This is a genomic window from Streptomyces sp. NPDC004732 (assembly GCF_040609235.1).
Lineage (GTDB): Bacteria > Actinomycetota > Actinomycetes > Streptomycetales > Streptomycetaceae > Streptomyces.
The window spans coordinates 1,070,043-1,089,766 of the sequence record NZ_JBEXJR010000001.1 but is presented as its reverse complement, the minus strand read 5'-3'; the positions used below and the strand labels follow the sequence as shown (position 1 = coordinate 1,089,766).

At 69.4% G+C, this 19,724-nt stretch carries 12 protein-coding genes, 1 tRNA gene and 1 rRNA gene; 12 read left to right on the top strand and 2 right to left on the bottom strand.

Going from position 1 to position 19,724, the window contains the following annotated elements:
- A 5S ribosomal RNA gene (gene rrf / locus ABZV77_RS04420) occupies positions 1-91 on the top strand; the annotation flags it as partial.
- A gap of 117 nt (positions 92-208) precedes the next feature.
- A complete protein-coding gene (locus ABZV77_RS04415; protein WP_356250214.1) occupies positions 209-871 on the top strand; it encodes a DegT/DnrJ/EryC1/StrS family aminotransferase in 663 nt (220 codons plus the stop codon).
- Between the two features lie 3 nt (positions 872-874).
- Here the strand turns inward: ABZV77_RS04415 and ABZV77_RS04410 are convergent, their stop codons facing one another.
- Complete coding sequence (locus ABZV77_RS04410) at positions 875-1,798, bottom strand: PHB depolymerase family esterase (protein WP_356250081.1); 924 nt, start codon at positions 1,796-1,798, stop codon at positions 875-877.
- 116 nt (positions 1,799-1,914) lie between these two features.
- Between ABZV77_RS04410 and ABZV77_RS04405 the strand changes: the two genes are divergently transcribed.
- Positions 1,915-1,987 (top strand) — tRNA-Thr (locus ABZV77_RS04405).
- Between the two features lie 89 nt (positions 1,988-2,076).
- On the opposite strand, the gene ABZV77_RS04400 is transcribed toward ABZV77_RS04405, so the two are convergent.
- The gene (locus ABZV77_RS04400; protein WP_356250079.1) at positions 2,077-4,698 is read right to left on the bottom strand and encodes a SpoIIE family protein phosphatase; all 2,622 of its coding nucleotides are present in this window, start codon (positions 4,696-4,698) and stop codon (positions 2,077-2,079) included.
- Positions 4,699-5,046: 348 nt separating this feature from the next.
- Between ABZV77_RS04400 and ABZV77_RS04395 the strand changes: the two genes are divergently transcribed.
- The 9 genes from ABZV77_RS04395 to ABZV77_RS04355 all read left to right on the top strand — a co-directional run bounded on the left by ABZV77_RS04395 (position 5,047) and on the right by ABZV77_RS04355 (position 19,646).
- Entirely contained in the window at positions 5,047-10,554 is a 5,508-nt protein-coding gene (locus ABZV77_RS04395; protein ID WP_356250077.1) for a HAMP domain-containing protein, read from the top strand.
- A gap of 244 nt (positions 10,555-10,798) precedes the next feature.
- The gene (locus ABZV77_RS04390) at positions 10,799-11,482 is read left to right on the top strand and encodes a response regulator (RefSeq protein WP_055564115.1); all 684 of its coding nucleotides are present in this window, start codon (positions 10,799-10,801) and stop codon (positions 11,480-11,482) included.
- A gap of 146 nt (positions 11,483-11,628) precedes the next feature.
- A complete protein-coding gene (locus tag ABZV77_RS04385; RefSeq protein WP_356250075.1) occupies positions 11,629-14,409 on the top strand; it encodes a DNA translocase FtsK in 2,781 nt (926 codons plus the stop codon).
- Positions 14,410-14,615: 206 nt separating this feature from the next.
- Positions 14,616-15,521 carry a helix-turn-helix domain-containing protein gene (locus ABZV77_RS04380; RefSeq protein WP_356250073.1) on the top strand — a complete coding sequence of 302 codons (906 nt, stop codon included), beginning with the start codon at positions 14,616-14,618 and terminating at the stop codon, positions 15,519-15,521.
- A 138-nt stretch (positions 15,522-15,659) separates the two neighbouring features.
- Positions 15,660-17,141 (top strand): 30S ribosomal protein S12 methylthiotransferase RimO, encoded by a 1,482-nt coding sequence (rimO, locus tag ABZV77_RS04375; RefSeq protein WP_356250071.1) that lies wholly within the window; start codon positions 15,660-15,662, stop codon positions 17,139-17,141.
- Positions 17,138-17,836: a CDP-diacylglycerol--glycerol-3-phosphate 3-phosphatidyltransferase gene (gene pgsA / locus ABZV77_RS04370; protein ID WP_356250069.1), complete on the top strand. Its 699-nt coding sequence runs from the start codon at positions 17,138-17,140 to the stop codon at positions 17,834-17,836. The genes rimO and pgsA overlap by 4 nt, the downstream gene beginning before the upstream one ends.
- Positions 17,837-17,880: 44 nt before the next feature.
- Positions 17,881-18,474 carry a CinA family protein gene (locus tag ABZV77_RS04365; RefSeq protein WP_356250212.1) on the top strand — a complete coding sequence of 198 codons (594 nt, stop codon included), beginning with the start codon at positions 17,881-17,883 and terminating at the stop codon, positions 18,472-18,474.
- A 109-nt stretch (positions 18,475-18,583) separates the two neighbouring features.
- The gene (locus ABZV77_RS04360) at positions 18,584-18,958 is read left to right on the top strand and encodes a helix-turn-helix transcriptional regulator (protein WP_055564110.1); all 375 of its coding nucleotides are present in this window, start codon (positions 18,584-18,586) and stop codon (positions 18,956-18,958) included.
- 217 nt (positions 18,959-19,175) lie between these two features.
- Positions 19,176-19,646, top strand: coding sequence for a DNA starvation/stationary phase protection protein (locus ABZV77_RS04355; protein WP_356250067.1), 471 nt, complete (start codon positions 19,176-19,178; stop codon positions 19,644-19,646).
- Positions 19,647-19,724: the final 78 nt, after the last annotated feature.

The window sequence follows — 19,724 nt, the reverse complement described above, 5'->3', positions numbered from 1 at the left end:
GCCCGGTTACATTCCGAACCCGGAAGCTAAGCCTCACAGCGCCGATGGTACTGCAGGGGGGACCCTGTGGGAGAGTAGGACGCCGCCGAACTCATCTTAATAAGAGAGCTGGTCCCTGAACTTCGGTTCAGGGACCAGCTCTTTTTTGTTTTCTGTTACTTGCCGTTCACGTTGCGCAGCCAACATCCGGCACATGGGGACAGTTGGAATGTTGCGCGCCGCCGGTGTCGGTACCGGTGACGAGGTCGTCGTGCCCGCCTACGGGAACACCGAGGTGGCGGAAGCCGTGACCCTCGCGGGAGCGGTGCCCGTCTTCGCTGACATAGAGCCCACCACGTACTGCCTGGATCCTGACGCCGTCGCCGCCGTGGTCACCCCACGGACGGCCGCCGTTGTCGTCGTGCACCGCTTCGGCAACCAGGCCGACGTGCGGCGGCTGCGGGACGTCGGGCAGCGGCACGGGCTGCTCGTCCTGGAGCAGGGCGAGTCGGACGCTTCGTACGACGGGCTGACGCGTCGGCGGGCGCATGCCGCGTATCTCAGCGGGCGGCTCAGCGGCGTCATGACACCCGACGGCGGCGAAGGGCACAGCTACGAGCAGTACGTCGTGCGCGTGCCCGGGAACGGGCGGCCCGACCGGGACGCGTTCGCACGCGCCGTACGGGCCAAGGGCGTTGACTGCCACGTGCCGGTGAAGACCCCTGTGCACCGCATGCCGGAGTTCTGGCGGGACGTGCGGCTGCCCGAGACCGAGCGGGCCGCGGACGAGACGCTGGCGCTGCCGGTCGGCGCGTCCATGACGCGGCGCGAACTCCAGCGCGTCGTGTCGGCGTGCAATGCGCTCGGTGGGCTTCTGCAGCCGGCCTTCTGAGCCCTACGCGGCCGTCCTGGTGTGGGACTTGAAGAACTCCCACATCACGTCGGTCGCGTTGATGCCTGCTGTGGGGTCGGACATTCCGCCGCCCGCGCCGTCCGGCCAGGCATGGCCCATACCGGGCAGCCGGTAGACGACCACGTGCGAGCCGTCCCGGCATGCGGCCGAGGTCTTCTTGATGTTCTTCTTCAGCTTGCCGGGGCGTCCCGCCCTGCAGGACAGGCGTCGCTGCCAGGTCTCGATGCCCTGGTCCATCGCGGCGAAGTAGCGGTCGGCGCCGCCGAGGAAAGTGATGACGGAGACCGGGGTCTTCGGTACGTAGGACGTGTCCTCGGCATCCTTGCCGAGATATCCGCCGCTGACCGGGGCGATGGCCGCGAAGGTGTGGGGGAGCTCGACGGCGAGCTTGTACGCCATGTCGGCGCCGTTGGAGATGCCGGTGGCGTAGACGCGGTCCGGATCGGCGTTCCATGTGCGGGTCAGCCGCTTCGTCATCGTACGGATGAAGCCGACATCGTCTTCGGAACCGCAGCAGATCAACGCGTTGAACCCTTTGTTGAGGCCGTCCGGATAGGCGACGAGGAAGTTCTCCTTGTCCGCCTTGGTGTTGAGTCCGCTGATGGCGGCCGCGGCTTTGCCGTCGCCCGGATACGGGTGCATGGCGACGATGAGCGGGAGGCTTTCGGTGCGGGAGAAGCCGGGTGGGGCGTGGACGGTGTAGCTGCGCCTTTTGCCCTTCCAGGAGATCGTGACCTGCTGGTCGCCGGGGCGTGGGGTCTCAGTGGCGGGTGTCGGCTTTTTGGTGGGGGTTTGGTCCGGGGCGTTGTTCGCCTCGTCGGACCCGCAGGCCGCGAGGGGCAGGAGCAGCGCGGTGAGGGCCAGGGGATATGCGTACCTCAGATGCGTACCGCGTCGGGTCGGCATGCGCGCAGAGTGGCAGCGTCGGCGCGGGCGGTCCAGAGGCACGGACGGTTCGAGGCACCTTCGATTTCAGGTATGATCTATTCCGTTGCCGCGGGGAAAATCCCGAAGGACAACAGGCCCCTATAGCTCAGTCGGTAGAGCGTCTCCATGGTAAGGAGAAGGTCAGCGGTTCGATTCCGCTTGGGGGCTCAAGTCGGAAAGGTCTCCGCCCAGTTGGGCGGGGGCCTTTTTTGTATCCCAGGGAGACCGGGGCGCCGCTCGGCGGCGCCCCGGAACGCTCAGTCCTTCTGGAGGCCGGGGACCCGCATCGCGAGGATCGCCATGTCGTCCGACGGGGCGTCCGTGGCGAAGCGCTCCACCGCACGCATGATGCGGCCCGCGACCGCGCCCGCCGTCAGGCCGGTGCAGGTCGTCAGGACGTCGGCGAGGCCGTCGTCGCCGAGCATGCGCGTTCCCTCGCGGCGCTCCGTGACGCCGTCGGTGACGCACAGCAGGACGTCGCCCGGGTCGAGCGTCATCGTCTGCTCGTACAGCTCCAGGTCGTCCATGACGCCGAGCAGGGGCTGCGGTTCTGCGTACGGCTCGACCGTGCCGTCCTGGCGCAGGCGCAGCGGCAGCGGGTGGCCGGCGCAGACGACCTTCAGGACCGCCGAGCCGTCCTCCTGGGGCCACAACTCGCCGTACAGGAGCGTCAGGAAGCGGCTGCGGGCTCCCTCGTCGAGGATCGCGGCATTGAGGCGTTCGAGCACCGCGGGGCCGCCGAAGCCCTCACGGGCGAGCAGGCGCAGGGCGTGCCGGGCGAGGCCCGTGACGGCCGCGGCCTCCGGGCCCGTGCCGCAGACGTCGCCGATCGCGAAGCCGTACGCGCCGTCGCGGATCGGGAAGAGGTCGTAGAAGTCACCACCGACTTCATTGCCCTCGCCTGCCGCGCGGTAGATGACCTCGACCTCGACGCCCGGGACCTGCGGGAGCCCCGGCGGCAGCAGACTGCGCTGGAGGGACTGGCTGATGGCCATGCGCTCGGAGTAGAGGCGGGCGTTGTCGAGCGCCAGGGCGGCCCTGCGGGATAGATCTTCGGCCAATTCCAGGATCTCCTGGCGGAAGTGCTCGTCGGCCGGCTTGCCGAGGGTGAGCATCCCGATGACGCGGTTGCGGGCGACCAGCGGGAGGACCACGGTCTCGCCGCCCACCGCGGAGGCGGTGGAGAGCGTCGTGCCGATGCCCGAGCCGAGGGTCGGGGGCTCGCCCAGGCCCAGGCTGCGCATGGAGGTGCGCAGGGCGTCCTCGTGGGCGGCTTCGGAGGGGGCCGCCCAGACGCGGGCGCCCGGCGTGGGCACCGGGTCCGGTGGGGCGATCTTGGCGAGGAGGGCCTTGACGCCGTCGATGCGCTCCTCGTCCTCGTGCAGGACGTACGAGAGATAGGGCTCGGCGGACTGGTCGGCGATCGTGTAAACGGCGCACCAGGTGGCGAGCGTCGGGACCGTCATCTGGGCCATGAGGGCCAGCGTCTGGTCGCGGTCGAGGGTGCCCGCGAGGAGGTCGGAGGCCTCGACGAGGAAGGAGAGCGAGCCGCGGCGGAGCCTCTCGAGCTCGCCGAGGCGGGCGGATTCCACGGCCAGGGCGATGCGGTCGGCGGCGAACTGGAGACGCAGGGCCTCCTCGTTCGAGTACCGCCCGGAGGCCTCGGCGGCGACGCCCAGGGAGCCCGTGAGGCGGCCCTCCACCTTCAGGGGGACCGTGACGACGGAGCGCATGCCGGTGCCGGAGAGCAGCGGGACCGCGCCTGGCACGACCGTGAGGTCCTCGTGGACGGCGGGCATGCGGGCGGAGCCGTAGCGTCCGGGGGCCGACTCGACCTGGACGCGGGCGAAGCGCTGGCGGGCCGACGGCAGGCCCGTGGAGGCGCGTACTTCGAGCTCGGTCTCGTCGTCGGTGGCCAGGAGCAGGAACGCCGCGTCGCCGTCGAGCATGTCGCGGGCGCGCTCGACGGTGCGCTGGAGCAGGCCGTCGAGGTCGTCGGGGGCGGGGGAGCCGATGAAGACCTCGAAGGGGTCCGCGGCGTGCGGCTCGCTGAGGGAGCCGGGGTCGGGGGCCGTGCCGCGCAGCGGGGTCTGGAGCACGGCGCGCTCGTCGTCGCGCACGAGGAGGCAGACCGTCGAGGGTTCGCCGTCGGAGTCGCGGACGCGCAGGTGTGAGGCGTACACGGGGATCACGCGGCCGTGGGTGTTGCGGACGCCGTAGCTGCCCTCCCAGCGGGAGAGCTGGAGGGCCTCGGCGATGCCGGTGCTGGTGCCCGGGGTGTGGGGCCAGGCCGCCAGGTCGTTGAGGGGCTTGCCGATGACCTGCTCGGCCACGTACCCGAAGAGTTCGCCTGCGTCTTCGTTCCAGGAGGAGATGGCGCCCAGGCGGTCGATCTGGATGACGGCGACGCGGACCCTGCCGTCGGCGATGGGCAGGAGGTCGGCCGGGAGCGCGGGGCCCGCGGCGCGGGTGCCCACGGAGCGCTGGGGCAGGTCGAGCTGGAACCAGACCTGTTTGTGCGTGGGGGTGTAGTCGACGCCCCAGCGGGTGGCGAGCGCGGCGCAGAGCTGGAGGCCGCGGCCGCCCTCGCGGTCGGGGCTGCCCATGTTCACGGAGGACTGCTGGAGCGGGATCTCGCGCTCCGGATAGTGGTCGGAGACCTCGATCCGGACGGCGTCCTCGCTGCGCAGGCACTCGACGTCGGCGGCCGTGCCTGCGTGCACCACGGCGTTGGTGACCAGCTCGCTGGTGAGGACGACGGCATCGTCGACGACGTCGGAGAACCCCCAGCCCTGGAGGGTGTCGCGCACAAAGGAGCGGGCCGTCGCGACGGAACGCCCGACGGGGTCGAAGGTGGCAGCCGCACGCGCGGTGATCACAGCACTCCTCGTACGAGTATCGACGGCGTCGACAGTGGCGACTGTCTCGACGCCCAGTTCTCCCGAACCCATGGTGCGGCCGCCCCTCCGATGCCCGCTTGTTTCGTGTACCACCGCCCAGGCCGGGCAGGACCGGGGTGGTTGGACAGCCGGATGCAAGGTTACTTACCTTCGCCGTCCAGGCTGATGCCGGTCGTCAGTGTTTCCGCCCGGAGGGTGTGCGGACGGTGTGCGAAGCTGCCGAACTGTTATGGCCTGGTTCGGCCATGGTGAAACACTGGGCAAGCTTCATGGAGACAGGTCAGAACAACCCGAGCAGTACCGGTCGACCCTTGCGGGAGGGACACAGTGGAGTCTGGCGCAGCGACGCGGGGCACTAAGACGCGCGCGAAAGACGGACAGTCCCTGAACAAACAGCGCAAACCGCGCAATGGGACGACGGCTTCCGTGGATGCGGCGGCTCTGAACAGGCTGCTGGCGGCCCTGGTGGCGATGCGGGACGGCAATTTCCGCAAGCGGCTGACGGTCTCCGGTGACGACGTCATGTCGGAGATCGCCGCGGTCTTCAATGAGGTGGCCGACCGGAATCTGCATCTGACGGGCGAGCTTTCGCGGGTGCGGCGCATGGTCGGACGTGAGGGAAAACTCACGGAACGGCTGGAGGGCGGCGCGAGCGAGGGCTCGTGGGCGGCCGCGATCGACGCGTCGAACGCGCTGGTCGACGATCTTGTACGGCCGGTCTCCGAGGTCGGCCGGGTGCTTTCCGCGGTGGCGGACGGCGACCTGGAGCAGCGCATGGAGCTGCGGGCGCCGGGGGCGGACGGAAACGGTCATCCGCTGCGCGGTGAGTTCCTGAAGGTCGGGCGGACGGTCAACAACCTCGTCGACCAGCTCTCCACGTTCACGGACGAGGTCACGCGCGTGGCCAGCGAGGTCGGCACCGAGGGCAAGCTCGGTGGTCAGGCCCGGGTGCGCGGGATGTCCGGTTCGTGGAAGGACCTCACGGACTCCGTGAACACCATGGCGTACCGCCTGACCGCGCAGGTGCGGGACATCGCGCTGGTGACGACGGCGGTGGCCAAGGGCGACCTGTCGCGGAAGGTCACCGTCCATGTCGCGGGCGAGATGCTGGAGTTGAAGAACACCGTCAACACGATGGTGGACCAGCTCTCGTCGTTCTCGTCCGAGGTGACGCGCGTCGCCCGCGAGGTCGGCACGGAGGGCGAGCTCGGCGGCCAGGCGCAGGTGCCGGGTGTGGCGGGCGTGTGGAAGGACCTCACCGACTCGGTGAACCTCATGGCGGGCAACCTCACCGCGCAGGTGCGCGGCATCGCCGAGGTCACGACGGCGGTCGCCAACGGTGATCTGTCCCGGAAGGTGACGGTGAGCGCGCGCGGCGAGGTCGCCCAGCTCGCCGAGACCATCAACCAGATGACCGAGACGCTGCGTACGTTCGCGGACGAGGTCACCCGGGTGGCGAACGAGGTCGGCGCCGAGGGGCAGCTGGGCGGGCAGGCCAATGTGCCGGGCGCCGCAGGGACGTGGAAGGACCTCACCGACTCGGTCAACACGGTCTTCCGGAACCTGACCACACAGGTGCGGGACATCGCGACGGTGACGACGGCGGTGGCGAACGGCGATCTGTCGCAGAAGGTCACGGTCGACGTCGCGGGCGAGATGCTCGAGCTGAAGAACACCGTGAACACGATGGTCGACCAGCTCTCGGCCTTCGGCTCCGAAGTGACGCGGGTGGCGCGGGAGATCGGTGTCGAGGGTGAGCTCGGCGGCCAGGCGCAGGTGCAGGGCGCGGCCGGTACGTGGAAGGACCTCACCGACTCGGTGAACACCGCCTTCCGCAACCTCACCGGGCAGGTCAGGAACATTGCGCAGGTGACGACGGCGGTCGCGAACGGCGATCTGTCGCAGAAGGTCACCGTGGACGTCTCAGGTGAGATGCTCCAGCTGAAGAACACCGTGAACACGATGGTGGACCAGCTGTCGTCCTTCGCCGACCAGGTCACGCGGATGGCGCGCGACGTGGGCACGGAGGGGCGCCTGGGCGGTCAGGCCCGGGTGGACGGCGTGAGCGGTACGTGGAAGGACCTGACCGACTCCGTCAACTTCATGGCGGGGAACCTGACGTCGCAGGTGCGTCAGATCGCGCAGGTGACGACGGCCGTGGCGCGCGGTGACCTGTCCCAGAAGATCGAGGTCGACGCCCGCGGCGAGATCCTGGAGCTGAAGAACACCATCAACACGATGGTCGACCAGCTCTCCGCCTTCGCGGACCAGGTGACCCGGGTCGCCCGCGAGGTGGGCACCGAGGGGCGCCTCGGCGGTCAGGCGCAGGTGCCCGGCGTGGCCGGTGTGTGGCGCGACCTGACGGACTCCGTGAACGGCATGGCCGGGAACCTCACCGCGCAGGTGCGCAACATCGCGCAGGTCGCGACGGCGGTGGCCCGCGGTGACCTGTCCCAGAAGATCGACGTGGACGCGCGCGGCGAGATCCTGGAGCTGAAGAACACCCTGAACACGATGGTGGACCAACTGTCCGCCTTCGCCGAGCAGGTGACACGGGTCTCCCGCGAGGTGGGCACGGACGGCATCCTCGGCGGCCAGGCCGAGGTCCAGGGCGTCTCGGGCACCTGGAAGGACCTCACGCAGTCCGTGAACGGCATGGCGAACAACCTCACCCTTCAGGTGCGGAACATCGCCGAGGTCACCACGGCCGTCGCCATGGGCGACCTCTCCAAGAAGATCACCGTCGACGCGAAGGGCGAGATCCTCGAACTCGTCACGACCGTCAACACGATGGTCGACCAGCTCTCGTCCTTCGCCGAGCAGGTGACACGCGTGGCCCGCGAGGTGGGCACCGAGGGCCAGTTGGGCGGGCAGGCGCGGGTGCCGGGCGTCACGGGCATCTGGAAGGACCTGAGCGACAACGTCAACCTGATGGCCAACAACCTGACCAGCCAGGTGCGGAACATCTCCCAGGTCTCGGCGGCGGTCGCCAACGGAGACCTCACCAAGAAGGTCACGGTCGAGGCGCGCGGCGAGGTCGCGCAGCTCGCCGACACGGTCAACACCATGGTGACGACGCTGAGTTCGTTCGCCGACGAGGTCACGCGCGTGGCCCGCGAGGTGGGCACGGACGGCATCCTCGGCGGCCAGGCGCGCGTGCCGGGCGTCTCCGGTACGTGGAAGGACCTCACCGAGTCCGTGAACTCGATGGCGTCCAACCTGACCGGCCAGGTCCGCAACATCGCGATGGTCACCACCGCGATCGCCAAGGGTGATCTGACCAAGAAGATCGACATCGACGCCCGGGGCGAGATCCTGGAGCTCAAGACCACCATCAACACGATGGTCGACCAGCTGTCGTCGTTCGCCGAGCAGGTCACCCGCGTCGCCCGCGAGGTGGGCACGGAGGGCCAGCTGGGCGGCCAGGCCCGGGTGCGGGACGTCGACGGCACGTGGCGCGACCTGACCGAGTCCGTGAACGAGATGGCGGGGAACCTGACCCGTCAGGTGCGCGCCATCGCGAAGGTCGCCACCGCGGTGACCCGCGGCGACCTCAACCTGAAGATCGAGGTCGACGCGGCCGGTGAGATCCAGGTCCTGCAGGACAACATCAACACCATGATCGCGAACCTGCGCGACACGACCCTCGCCAACAAGGAACAGGACTGGCTCAAGGGCAACCTCGCGCGGATCTCCGGCCTGATGCAGGGCCGCCGCGATCTGGACGACGTGGCCTCGCTGATCATGAGCGAGCTGACGCCGGTGGTCTCCGCGCAGCACGGCGCGTTCTTCCTGGCGATGCCCACGGACGACGGGCAGGACCTCGGGGGCGACCACGAGGATGCGTACGAGCTGCGCATGCTCGGCAGTTACGGCTACTCGATGGGGTCCATGCCGACGTCCTTCCGGCCCGGCGAGACGCTCATCGGGACGGCCGCCAAGGAGCGGCGCACCATCCTCGTGGAGAACGCGCCCTCCGGTTACCTGCGGATCGCGTCCGGCCTGGGGGAGGCGCCGCCCGCGCAGGTCATCGTGCTCCCGGTGCTCTTCGAGGGGACCGTGCTCGGGGTGATCGAGCTGGCCGCCTTCCAGCCCTTCACGCAGATCCAGAAGGACTTCCTCAGCCAGATCGCCGAGATGATCGCGACGAGCGTCAACACCATCAGCGTCAACACCAAGACCGAGGTGCTGCTCAAGCAGTCGCAGGAGCTGACCGAGCAACTGCGGGAGCGCTCGGCGGAGTTGGAGAACCGGCAGAAGGCGCTCCAGGACTCGAACGCCGAGCTGGAGGAGAAGGCCGAGCTGCTGGCCCAGCAGAACCGTGACATCGAGGTCAAGAACACCGAGATCGAAGAGGCCAGGCAGGTCCTGGAGGAGCGGGCCGAGCAGCTCGCGGTCTCGATGCGCTACAAGTCCGAGTTCCTCGCGAACATGTCGCACGAGCTGCGCACGCCGCTCAACTCGCTGCTGATCCTCGCCAAGTTGCTCGCCGACAACGCCGACGCGAACCTCACCCCGAAGCAGGTCGAGTTCGCCGAGACGATCCACGGCGCGGGCTCGGACCTGCTGCAGCTCATCAACGACATCCTCGACCTGTCGAAGGTCGAGGCGGGCAAGATGGACGTCTCCCCGACGCGCATCGCCCTTGTCCAACTCGTTGACTACGTAGAGGCCACTTTCCGGCCGCTGACCGCGGAGAAGGGACTCGACTTCTCCGTAAGGGTGTCCCCGGAGCTGCCCGCGACGCTGCACACGGACGAACAGCGCCTGCTGCAGGTGCTGCGCAACCTGCTGTCGAACGCGGTGAAGTTCACCGACTCCGGAGCGGTCGAGCTGGTGATCCGGCACGCCAACAACGACGTGCCCAACGCGATCCGCGAGCAGCTCCTGGAAGCGGGTTCGCTGCGGGACGCCGACGCCGACCTGATCGCCTTCTCGGTGACGGACACCGGCATCGGCATCGCCGCCAGCAAGATGCGCGTCATCTTCGAGGCGTTCAAGCAGGCCGACGGCACGACCAGCAGGAAGTACGGCGGCACCGGCCTCGGCCTCTCCATCAGCCGGGAGATCGCGCGGCTGCTCGGCGGCGAGATCCACGCGCAGAGCGAGCCCGGACGCGGCTCCACCTTCACCCTCTATTTGCCGCTGCACCCGAGCGAACTGCCGCCCCAGGGCTATGCACAGCTGGCTCCCTCGCCCCAGCCGCGCGAACTGCCCGCTCTGGAGGAGGCGCCCGCCGCCGAGGGCACCGCGCAGCCGGAGATCGCTCCGGTGCGCCGCGAGGAGCCGCTGGGGACCTCCGCGCTCTTCCGGAGGCGGCGCCGTTCCTCGTCCGCGCAGGAGCCCTCGGTGCTGCCGGGGCAGCCGGTCGGCGGCGCCCAGGAGGAGCAGCGTGCGCAGGAGCCGTGGCCGACCGCGGGCCAGGAGACACCGGCCGCGGCGCGGCCCGGTTTCCACTTCGGCGGCGAGAAGGTGCTGATCGTCGACGACGACATCCGTAACGTCTTCGCGCTCACCAGTGTCCTGGAACAGCACGGTCTCGCGGTGCTGTACGCGGAGAACGGCCGTGAAGGCATTGAAGTGCTGGAACAGCACGACGATGTGACGGTGGTTCTGATGGACATCATGATGCCCGAGATGGACGGGTACGCGACGACGACGGCGATCCGCAGGATGCCGCAGTTCGCCGGGCTGCCGATCATCGCGCTCACCGCGAAGGCGATGAAGGGTGACCGGGAGAAGGCGATCGACTCCGGAGCTTCCGATTACGTTACGAAGCCGGTCGACCCGGATCACCTGTTGTCGGTGATGGAGCAGTGGATGCGCGATCAGTGACCGAGAACCGGCTTCGTCACACGGAGTTGCTGACAGAGTGTGGCGGAGGTCGTGTAGAACCGCGGTATTCGGGGAACCTTCTGGTCTCCCACCGCGTTTCTGCTACGTGCACAGTGACATCGCGGTGACAGGGTGTGGCGACAGGCGGGGTGCGGCTACCATGACCGGCACAAGGACGGGCGGCGCAAGGGAGTCGTCCTCTGGGGCGGCGCCCGGTGTTTCGCCGGGGCGAGGAGGGCGGGCCATGGTGCAGAAGGCCAAGATCCTCCTGGTCGATGACCGGCCGGAGAATCTGCTGGCGCTGGAGGCCATCCTCTCTGCGCTCGATCAGACACTGGTGCGGGCATCGTCCGGGGAGGAAGCGCTCAAAGCACTACTCACGGACGACTTCGCAGTCATTCTGCTGGACGTCCAGATGCCAGGAATGGACGGTTTCGAAACCGCGGCGCACATCAAGCGGCGGGAGCGGACCCGGGACATCCCGATCATCTTCCTCACCGCCATCAACCACGGGCCGCACCACACCTTCCGCGGGTATGCCGCGGGCGCTGTGGACTACATCTCCAAGCCGTTCGACCCGTGGGTGCTGCGCGCGAAGGTCTCGGTGTTCGTCGAGCTGTACATGAAGAACTGCCAACTGCGGGAGCAGGCGGCGCTGCTGCGGCTCCAGCTCGAGGGCGGCGGCAAGGCGGCGGCCGGTGACGCGAAGGAGCCCGCGGGGCTGCTCGCCGAGCTGTCGGCGCGGCTCGCCGCGGTCGAGGAGCAGGCCGAGGCGCTGTCCAAACAGCTGGACGACGAGTCGGCGGACGCGGCGGCGGTGGCCACGGCGGCCCATCTCGAACGCAAACTCACCGGTCTGCGGCGGGCCCTTGACGCCCTGGAGCCGGGCACCGGCACCGGCGCCCCTTCGGTCCCCTCGCAGAACTGACGCGGCGCGAAGCCTCACTGACGAGGTTTCGTGCCGCGGGCACCCGGTGAATCACCGTCAGTTCTCCGCCTCCACAGGGGCGACACGAACGGGTGAAGCAGTGGGCACACGTGTCCGCAGTGGCTCGCACCGGTAACCTCACACTCATGGCCTCACGTCAGTCCGCAGCCAAGAAGACGCCCGCAAAGAAGGCGGCCGCGCCGACGAAGGCTCCGGCGAAGAAGGCCGCTGCCAGACCGCCCGCGAAGAAAACCGCGGCAAAGAAGGCGCCCGCGAAGAAGGCACCGGCCAAGAAGGCCGCTGCCAAGAAGCCCGCGCCCAAGCCGGCGCCCAGCCCCACAGGGGGCGTGTACCGGCTCGTGCGCGCCGTCTGGCTGGGCCTGGCGCACGGGGTCGGCGCGATGTTCCGCGGCATAGGGCGGGGCGCCAAGGGCCTCGACCCGGCCCACCGCAAGGACGGTCTCGCGCTGCTGCTGCTCGGCATCGCGCTGATCTGCGCGGCGGGCACCTGGTCGAACCTGCGCGGCCCGGTCGGCGACCTCGTCGAGGTCCTGGTGACCGGCGCCTTCGGCCGCCTCGACCTGCTGGTGCCGCTGCTGCTCGGCGCCATCGCCGTACGGCTCATCCGGCACCCGGAGAAGCCCGAGGCGAACGGCCGCATCGTGATCGGCCTGTCCGCCCTCGTCATCGGCGTCCTCGGCCAGGTCCACGTCGCCTGCGGCTCACCGGCCCGCAGCGACGGCATGCAGGCGATAAGGGACGCCGGTGGCCTGATCGGCTGGGGCGCCTCCACCCCCCTGATCTTCACCATGGGCGAGATCCTCGCGGTGCCGCTCCTGGTGCTCCTCACCGTCTTCGGGCTGCTCGTCGTCACGGCGACGCCCGTCAACGCCATCCCGCAGCGGCTGCGGCTGCTCGGGGTCAAGCTCGGAGTGATCCAGCCGGAACCCGAGGCCTACGACTTCACGGACGACGACGAGCGCTACGACGAGCAGTGGCGCGAGGCGCTGCCCGAGCGCCCCTCGCGCAGGCGCGGCCCCGCCCCGGACGCGTACGACCCCGACCACGCCGAGGAAGAGGCGCTCACCAAGCGCCGCAGGCCGCGCAGGGCACCCGTACAGCCGGACATGGACCGGCCGATGGACGCCGTGGACGTGGCCGCCGCCGCGGCCGCCGCCCTGGACGGCGCCGTGATGCACGGCATGCCCCCCTCGCCGCTGGTCGCCGATCTGACGCAGGGCGTCTCCGGGGAGCGCGAGGAGAGGGAGCACAAGGCGCCTGTGCCGCCCGCGCGCGCCACGGACGCGCCGGTGCCCGGCAAGCTCAGGAAGAAGCCGCAGGCGACCGCTGAGAGTACGGACAGCCCCGTGCCTGACCTCACCAAGTCCGCGCCCGAGACCCACCGCGAGCTGCCGCCGCGCGCCGAGCAGCTCCAGCTCGCCGGTGACATCACCTACTCGCTGCCCTCGCTCGACCTCCTGGAGCGCGGCGGCCCCGGCAAGACCCGCAGCGCGGCCAACGACGCGGTCGTGCACTCGCTCACGAACGTCTTCACCGAGTTCAAGGTCGACGCCGCCGTCACCGGCTTCACGCGCGGCCCGACGGTCACGCGCTACGAGATCGAGCTCGGCCCCGCCGTGAAGGTCGAGAAGATCACGGCACTGGCCAAGAACATCGCGTACGCCGTCGCGTCCCCGGACGTCCGGATCATCTCGCCCATCCCCGGCAAGTCCGCGGTCGGCATCGAGATCCCGAACACCGACCGCGAGATGGTCAACGTGGGAGACGTGCTGCGGCTGGCCGACGCGGCCGAGGACGACCACCCCATGCTCGTCGCGCTCGGCAAGGACGTCGAGGGCGGCTATGTGATGGCCAACATGGCGAAGATGCCGCACATCCTGGTGGCCGGAGCCACCGGATCCGGCAAGTCGTCCTGCATCAACTGCCTGATCACGTCGATCATGATAAGAGCGACGCCCGAGGACGTCCGGATGGTCCTGGTGGACCCCAAGCGCGTCGAGCTCACCGCGTACGAGGGCATTCCGCACCTGATCACGCCGATCATCACCAACCCCAAGCGGGCCGCCGAGGCGCTCCAGTGGGTCGTCCGCGAGATGGATCTGCGCTACGACGACCTCGCGGCGTTCGGCTACCGGCACATCGACGACTTCAACCAGGCCGTGCGCGACGGCAAGCTCAAGACGCCCGAGGGCAGCGAGCGCGAGCTCAAGGCCTACCCGTACCTGCTCGTGATCGTCGACGAGCTCGCGGACCTGATGATGGTCGCGCCGCGCGACGTCGAGGACTCCATCGTGCGCATCACGCAGCTCGCGCGCGCCGCCGGAATCCACCTCGTGCTCGCCACCCAGCGCCCGTCCGTGGACGTTGTCACCGGCCTGATCAAGGCGAACGTGCCCTCACGGCTCGCCTTCGCGACCTCCTCGCTCGCCGACAGCCGCGTCATCCTCGACCAGCCGGGCGCGGAGAAGCTCATCGGCAAGGGCGACGGACTGTTCCTGCCGATGGGCGCGAACAAGCCCACCCGTATGCAGGGCGCCTTCGTCACCGAGGACGAGATCCACGCGGTCGTCCAGCACTGCAAGGACCAGATGGCGCCCGTCTTCAGGGACGACGTCACCGTCGGCACCAAGCAGAAGAAGGAGATCGACGAGGACATCGGCGACGACCTCGATCTGCTCTGCCAGGCCGCTGAGCTGGTGGTTTCCACACAGTTCGGGTCCACGTCCATGCTGCAGCGCAAGCTGCGCGTCGGCTTCGCCAAGGCCGGGCGGCTGATGGACCTGATGGAGTCGCGCTCCATCGTGGGGCCGAGCGAGGGATCCAAGGCTCGTGACGTTCTTGTGAAACCTGATGAGCTGGACGGCGTGCTCGCGGTGATCCGCGGGGAGGCTCACCCAGAAGGGTGAGCGAGGCTCACCCGTAAGGGAAGGGCAGGCAACCGTTTCTCTTCGGCATACGTCAAGTTGAGGGAGAGAAGAGCACGATGTCCCACCATCAGGATGTCCGGCCATTCTGATGGCGTACAAAGTCCGTCCGCCCGGTTGCCCCACCCTTTCAAGACCCCCCTAAACTGAACCTCCGGCAGGTGGCTACACGCTCGAAAGGCGCCCCCGTGTCCATCGGCAACTCCCCTGAAGACGACCGACCTTCGGACGACCGCCTCGACCGCACCGACAGCGTCACGGACGAGAGTCCGGCAGACGAGAGCCGGGCGGGCGACCGACCGGCCGAGGAACGGCCCTCGATCGGCCGCGTCCTGCAGCAGGCCCGCGTCGACGCCGGTCTGACCGTCGACGAAGTCAGCACGTCCACGCGAGTGCGCGTCCCGATCGTGCACGCGATCGAACAGGACGACTTCTCCCGATGCGGCGGCGATGTGTACGCCCGCGGCCACATCAGGACGCTGGCCCGCGCCGTCGGCCTCGATCCGACCCCGCTGGTCGCCCAGTACGACGAGGGCCACGGCGGCCACCCGCCCGCGCCCACACCGGCTGCGCCCCTCTTCGAGGCCGAGCGCATCCGCTCCGAGCCGCGCCGCCCGAACTGGACCGCGGCCATGGTCGCCGCGATCGTCGCGGTGATCGGCTTCGTCGGCTTCACCGCGTTCGGCGGTGGCGACGACAGCGACGACGGCTCCAAGTCGGTCGCCGAAGGCTCCACCCCGGCCCCGACCAAGTCCGCCGAGAAGCCCAAGCCCACCAAGCCCGCCGACCCCAAGCCCGATCCCTCGGACAGCGCCATCGCCGGGGTCCCGCGCGACAAGGTCACGGTCAAGGTCCAGGCCGCGGACGGCCGCAGCTGGATCTCGGCCAAGGACCACAGCGGCCGCACGCTCTTCGACGGCGTCCTCGAGCAGGGCCAGGACAAGACGTTTCAGGACAAGCAGAAGGTCGACCTCGTCCTCGGCGACGCCGGAGCGATCGAGCTGTATGTGAACGGCAAGCAGGTCGAGAACGAATTCGAGCCCGGCCAGGTGGAGCGCCTCACGTACACGAAGGGTGACCCCGAGGTCGGCTGACAGCCTCCCGTACCGCCGCTGACCAGCGGATCTGTACGGAGCGTGGTGACGGCAGGGTGACGGGCCGAAGGCCTCGGGCCGACCGCCGGGTAACCCTGGCGGCCGGGGCCGAGGCGCGGACGAAGTAGTCTTGAGACCATGCCCGAACGCCGCACCGTCGCCCTTGTCACCCTTGGCTGCGCCCGTAACGAGGTGGACTCGGAGGAGCTCGCAGGCCGCTTGGAGGCGGACGGCTGGCAGCTCGTCGAGGACGCCGAAGACGCGGACGTCGCCGTCGTCAACACCTGTGGCTTCGTCGAAGCCGCCAAGAAGGACTCCGTCGACGCCCTCCTCGAAGCCAATGATCTGAAGGGTCACGGCAAGACCCAGGCCGTCGTCGCGGTCGGCTGCATGGCCGAGCGGTACGGCAAGGAGCTCGCCGAGGCGCTGCCCGAGGCCGACGGCGTGCTCGGATTCGACGACTACGCCGACATCTCCGGCCGCCTGAACACCATCCTCAGCGGCGGCAGCGTCGAGGCCCACACCCCGCGCGACCGGCGCAAGCTGCTGCCGATCAGCCCCGCGGAGCGCCAGGACGCCCAGGCGGCCGTCGCCCTTCCCGGCCACGGCCCCGCCGAGCCCGCCCCGGCCCCCCAGGACCTTCCCGAGGGCGTCGCGCCCGCGTCCGGGCCGCGCGCCCCGCTGCGCCGCCGCCTCGGCAGCAGCCCCGTGGCCTCGGTGAAGCTGGCCTCCGGCTGCGACCGTCGCTGCTCGTTCTGCGCCATCCCCTCCTTCCGCGGCTCCTTCATCTCGCGCCGCCCCTCCGACGTCCTGGGCGAGACCCGCTGGCTCGCCGAGCAGGGCGTCAAGGAGGTCATGCTCGTCTCGGAGAACAACACCTCGTACGGCAAGGACCTCGGCGACATCCGGCTCCTGGAGACGCTGCTGCCCGAGCTGGCCGCCGTCGACGGCATCGAGCGCGTGCGCGTCAGCTATCTGCAGCCCGCCGAGATGCGGCCCGGCCTCATCGACGTCCTCACGTCGACGGAGAAGGTCGCCCCCTACTTCGACCTGTCCTTCCAGCACTCCGCCCCCGGCGTGCTGCGCGCCATGCGGCGCTTCGGGGACACCGACCGCTTCCTGGAGCTCCTGGACACCATCCGGTCCAAGGCGCCGCAGGCCGGTGTGCGGTCCAACTTCATCGTGGGCTTCCCCGGCGAGAGCGAGGCGGACCTCGCGGAGCTGGAGCGCTTCCTGACGGGCGCGCGGCTCGACGCCATCGGCGTCTTCGGATACTCCGACGAGGAGGGCACCGAAGCGGCGACGTACGAGCAGAAGCTCGACCAGGACGTCGTCGACGAGCGGCTCGCGCACATCTCCCGGCTCGCCGAGGAGCTCACCTCGCAGCGCGCCGACGAGCGGATGGGCGAGACCCTCGAGGTCCTCGTCGAATCCCTCGATGAGGAGGAGGGCCCGCTCGGCAGGGCCGCGCACCAGGCCCCCGAGACGGACGGCCAGATCCGCCTGACGGGCGCCACGGGTGGGGACGGTCTGCAGGTCGGCCGTATGGTCGTGGCAAAGGTCGTCGGCACGGAGGGCGTGGACTTGGTGGCCGAGTGTCTCGAGGAGGCTCGCAGATGACAGGAGTCCCGGCACCCGCGGGCGGCTCCGGCGCTCAGGGTGCTTCGAGCGCCCAGCCGGTGCGCGGCGGGAAGCTGGGCGCCGCGGCGGTCAATCAGGCCAGCCTGTGGAACGTCGCGAACCTGCTGACCATGGTGCGGCTGCTGCTCGTGCCCGGGTTCGTGATGCTGCTGCTCGGCAACGGCGGATACGACCCGGCCTGGCGCTCGTTCGCCTGGGCCGCCTTCGCCGTGGCCATGATCACCGATCTCTTCGACGGGCACCTGGCGCGCACGTACAACCTGGTCACGGACTTCGGAAAGATCGCCGACCCCATCGCCGACAAGGCGATCATGGGGGCGGCGCTGATCTGTCTGTCCTGGCTCGGTGATCTGCCCTGGTGGGTGACCTGCGTGATTCTCGGGCGCGAGCTGGGGATCACGCTGCTGCGGTTCTGGGTGATCCGCTACGGCGTCATTCCGGCCAGCCGCGGCGGGAAGATGAAGACGCTGGCCCAGGGCACGGCGGTGGGGATGTACGTCCTCGCCCTGACCGGGCCGCTCGCGACCCTGCGCTTCTGGGTGATGGCGGTGGCCGTCGTGCTGACCGTGGTGACCGGGCTCGACTATGTGAAGCAGGCCGTCGTGCTGCGCAGGCAGGGCATGGCGGAGGCGCGTGCGGCGGCTGCGGAGTCCGCCCGGGAGGCCGCGAAGTGACGTCCTCCGGGCTCTCGGACGTCTCGGCCGTCTCGGCCGGTGAGCTGCCCGCGAGCGGTCTCGTGCGGCTCCTGGCCGCGCGCGGTGAGACGCTCGCCGTCGCCGAATCGCTGACCGGCGGCCTGGTGGCCGCCGAGATCACGTCGGTGCCGGGGGCCTCGAAGGTCTTCCGGGGGTCGGTGACCGCGTACGCCACGGAGCTGAAGCGGGACGTGCTCGGGGTCGACGGCACTCTGCTGGACGAGCGAGGGGCCGTGGATCCCGAGGTCGCGCGGCAGATGGCGGACGGTGTGCGCACGGTCCTCGGCGCGGACTGGGGGATCGCGACCACCGGGGTCGCCGGGCCCGAACCGCAGGACGGACAGCCGGTCGGGACCGTGTACGTGGCGGTTGCGGGGCCGGATATTGCCGTCGCGGGGCCGAATACCGAGGCCGCGGGGTCCGATTTCGAAAGCATGCCCGGTTACGCCGATGGCGGAGCCCGTGGGAAAGTGGCCGCCCTGCGGTTGAACGGCGACCGTTCGGAAATCCGTATGGAGAGTGTACGGAGCGTGCTCACGTTGCTTCACGAGCAGCTGACCGGAGAACGTTCCGGGAATGGGCGGGCACAGGATACGGAACAGAACGGGGGGAATTGATGTTTGCAGCCCTGAGTGAACACGACATCGCTCCCCGCACGGCCGCCGCGCGAGGCGGTACGGTGGGGCGTGAAGGATGCGGCTACGCGGTCCGAGGAGGGAGCCACCGATGATTCTGCTCCGTCGCCTGCTTGGTGACGTGCTGCGTCGGCAGCGCCAGCGCCAGGGCCGTACTCTGCGCGAAGTCTCCTCGTCCGCCCGAGTCTCGCTCGGCTATCTCTCCGAGGTGGAGCGGGGGCAGAAGGAGGCTTCCTCCGAGCTGCTTTCCGCGATCTGCGACGCGCTTGACGTACGGATGTCCGAGCTCATGCGTGAAGTGAGCGATGAACTGTCGCTCGCCGAGCTGGCTGAGTCTGCAGCAGTCCCGGAGCCGGTGCGTGCGCCGGTTCGCTCGATGCTCAATTCCGTATCCGTGGCAGGCGTGCCACCGGAACGGGTCACGATCAAGGCACCAGCGGAGGCGGTCGACGTCGTCGCTGCGTGATGCGGTGCCGCTGCTGAGCAGCCGAGAAGTGTGTGGAAGCCCCGACCGGGTACTCGGTCGGGGCTTCTGTGTTGTCAGACGTATGCCCTGGTGAGCCCGCCGGTGAGCCGCTTGGTGCGCGGCCGGTGACCGACCACCCGTGAATCGACCTATTTGATTGATTTATGACATGGTTGGTGGGGATTTACCTCATTCGCTCGTGTGTTGGAGGAGACAGATGTACGTCGTGAAGAGCCCGCTGTCCGATGCGGATCTCAAGACGGTCTCGGAGGCCCTGCAGGGTGCACTCGTGGACCTGGTCGACCTGTCACTGGTGGCCAAGCAGATCCACTGGAATGTGGTCGGCCCGCGCTTCCGCTCCGTGCACCTGCAGCTCGACGAGGTCGTGGACACCGCCAGGCAGCACTCGGACACCGTCGCGGAGCGCGCCTCCACGCTCGGTGTGTCGCCCGACGGGCGTGCGGCGACGGTGTCGCAGAGCAGCGGCATCGGGAAGATCCCCGAGGGCTGGGTCAAGGACGTGGACGCGGTCGGGACGCTCGTGGAAGCGCTCGGTGCGGTGATCACGCGGATGCGTGAGCGTGTGGAGTCGACCGGTGAGGCGGACCCGGTCAGCCAGGACATCTTCATCGGCATCACGGCCGATCTGGAGAAGCATCACTGGATGTTCCAGGCGGAGAACAGCTGACCCCTCTGGGTCTCACGCCACTGTCCCGCCGCTGTCCCGTGGGAGGGCGTGCGGGACGGGGGCGTACGGAGTGGGGTG

Coding starts and splice junctions, on each gene's coding strand:
- rimO (WP_356250071.1), top strand. CDS start 15,660: ATGCCCGAACGCCGCACCGTCGCCCTTGTCACCCTTGGCTGCGCCCGT.
- ABZV77_RS04415 (WP_356250214.1), top strand. CDS start 209: ATGTTGCGCGCCGCCGGTGTCGGTACCGGTGACGAGGTCGTCGTGCCC.
- ABZV77_RS04360 (WP_055564110.1), top strand. CDS start 18,584: ATGATTCTGCTCCGTCGCCTGCTTGGTGACGTGCTGCGTCGGCAGCGC.
- ABZV77_RS04410 (WP_356250081.1), bottom strand. CDS start 1,798: ATGCCGACCCGACGCGGTACGCATCTGAGGTACGCATATCCCCTGGCC.
- ABZV77_RS04390 (WP_055564115.1), top strand. CDS start 10,799: ATGGTGCAGAAGGCCAAGATCCTCCTGGTCGATGACCGGCCGGAGAAT.
- pgsA (WP_356250069.1), top strand. CDS start 17,138: ATGACAGGAGTCCCGGCACCCGCGGGCGGCTCCGGCGCTCAGGGTGCT.
- ABZV77_RS04385 (WP_356250075.1), top strand. CDS start 11,629: ATGGCCTCACGTCAGTCCGCAGCCAAGAAGACGCCCGCAAAGAAGGCG.
- ABZV77_RS04355 (WP_356250067.1), top strand. CDS start 19,176: ATGTACGTCGTGAAGAGCCCGCTGTCCGATGCGGATCTCAAGACGGTC.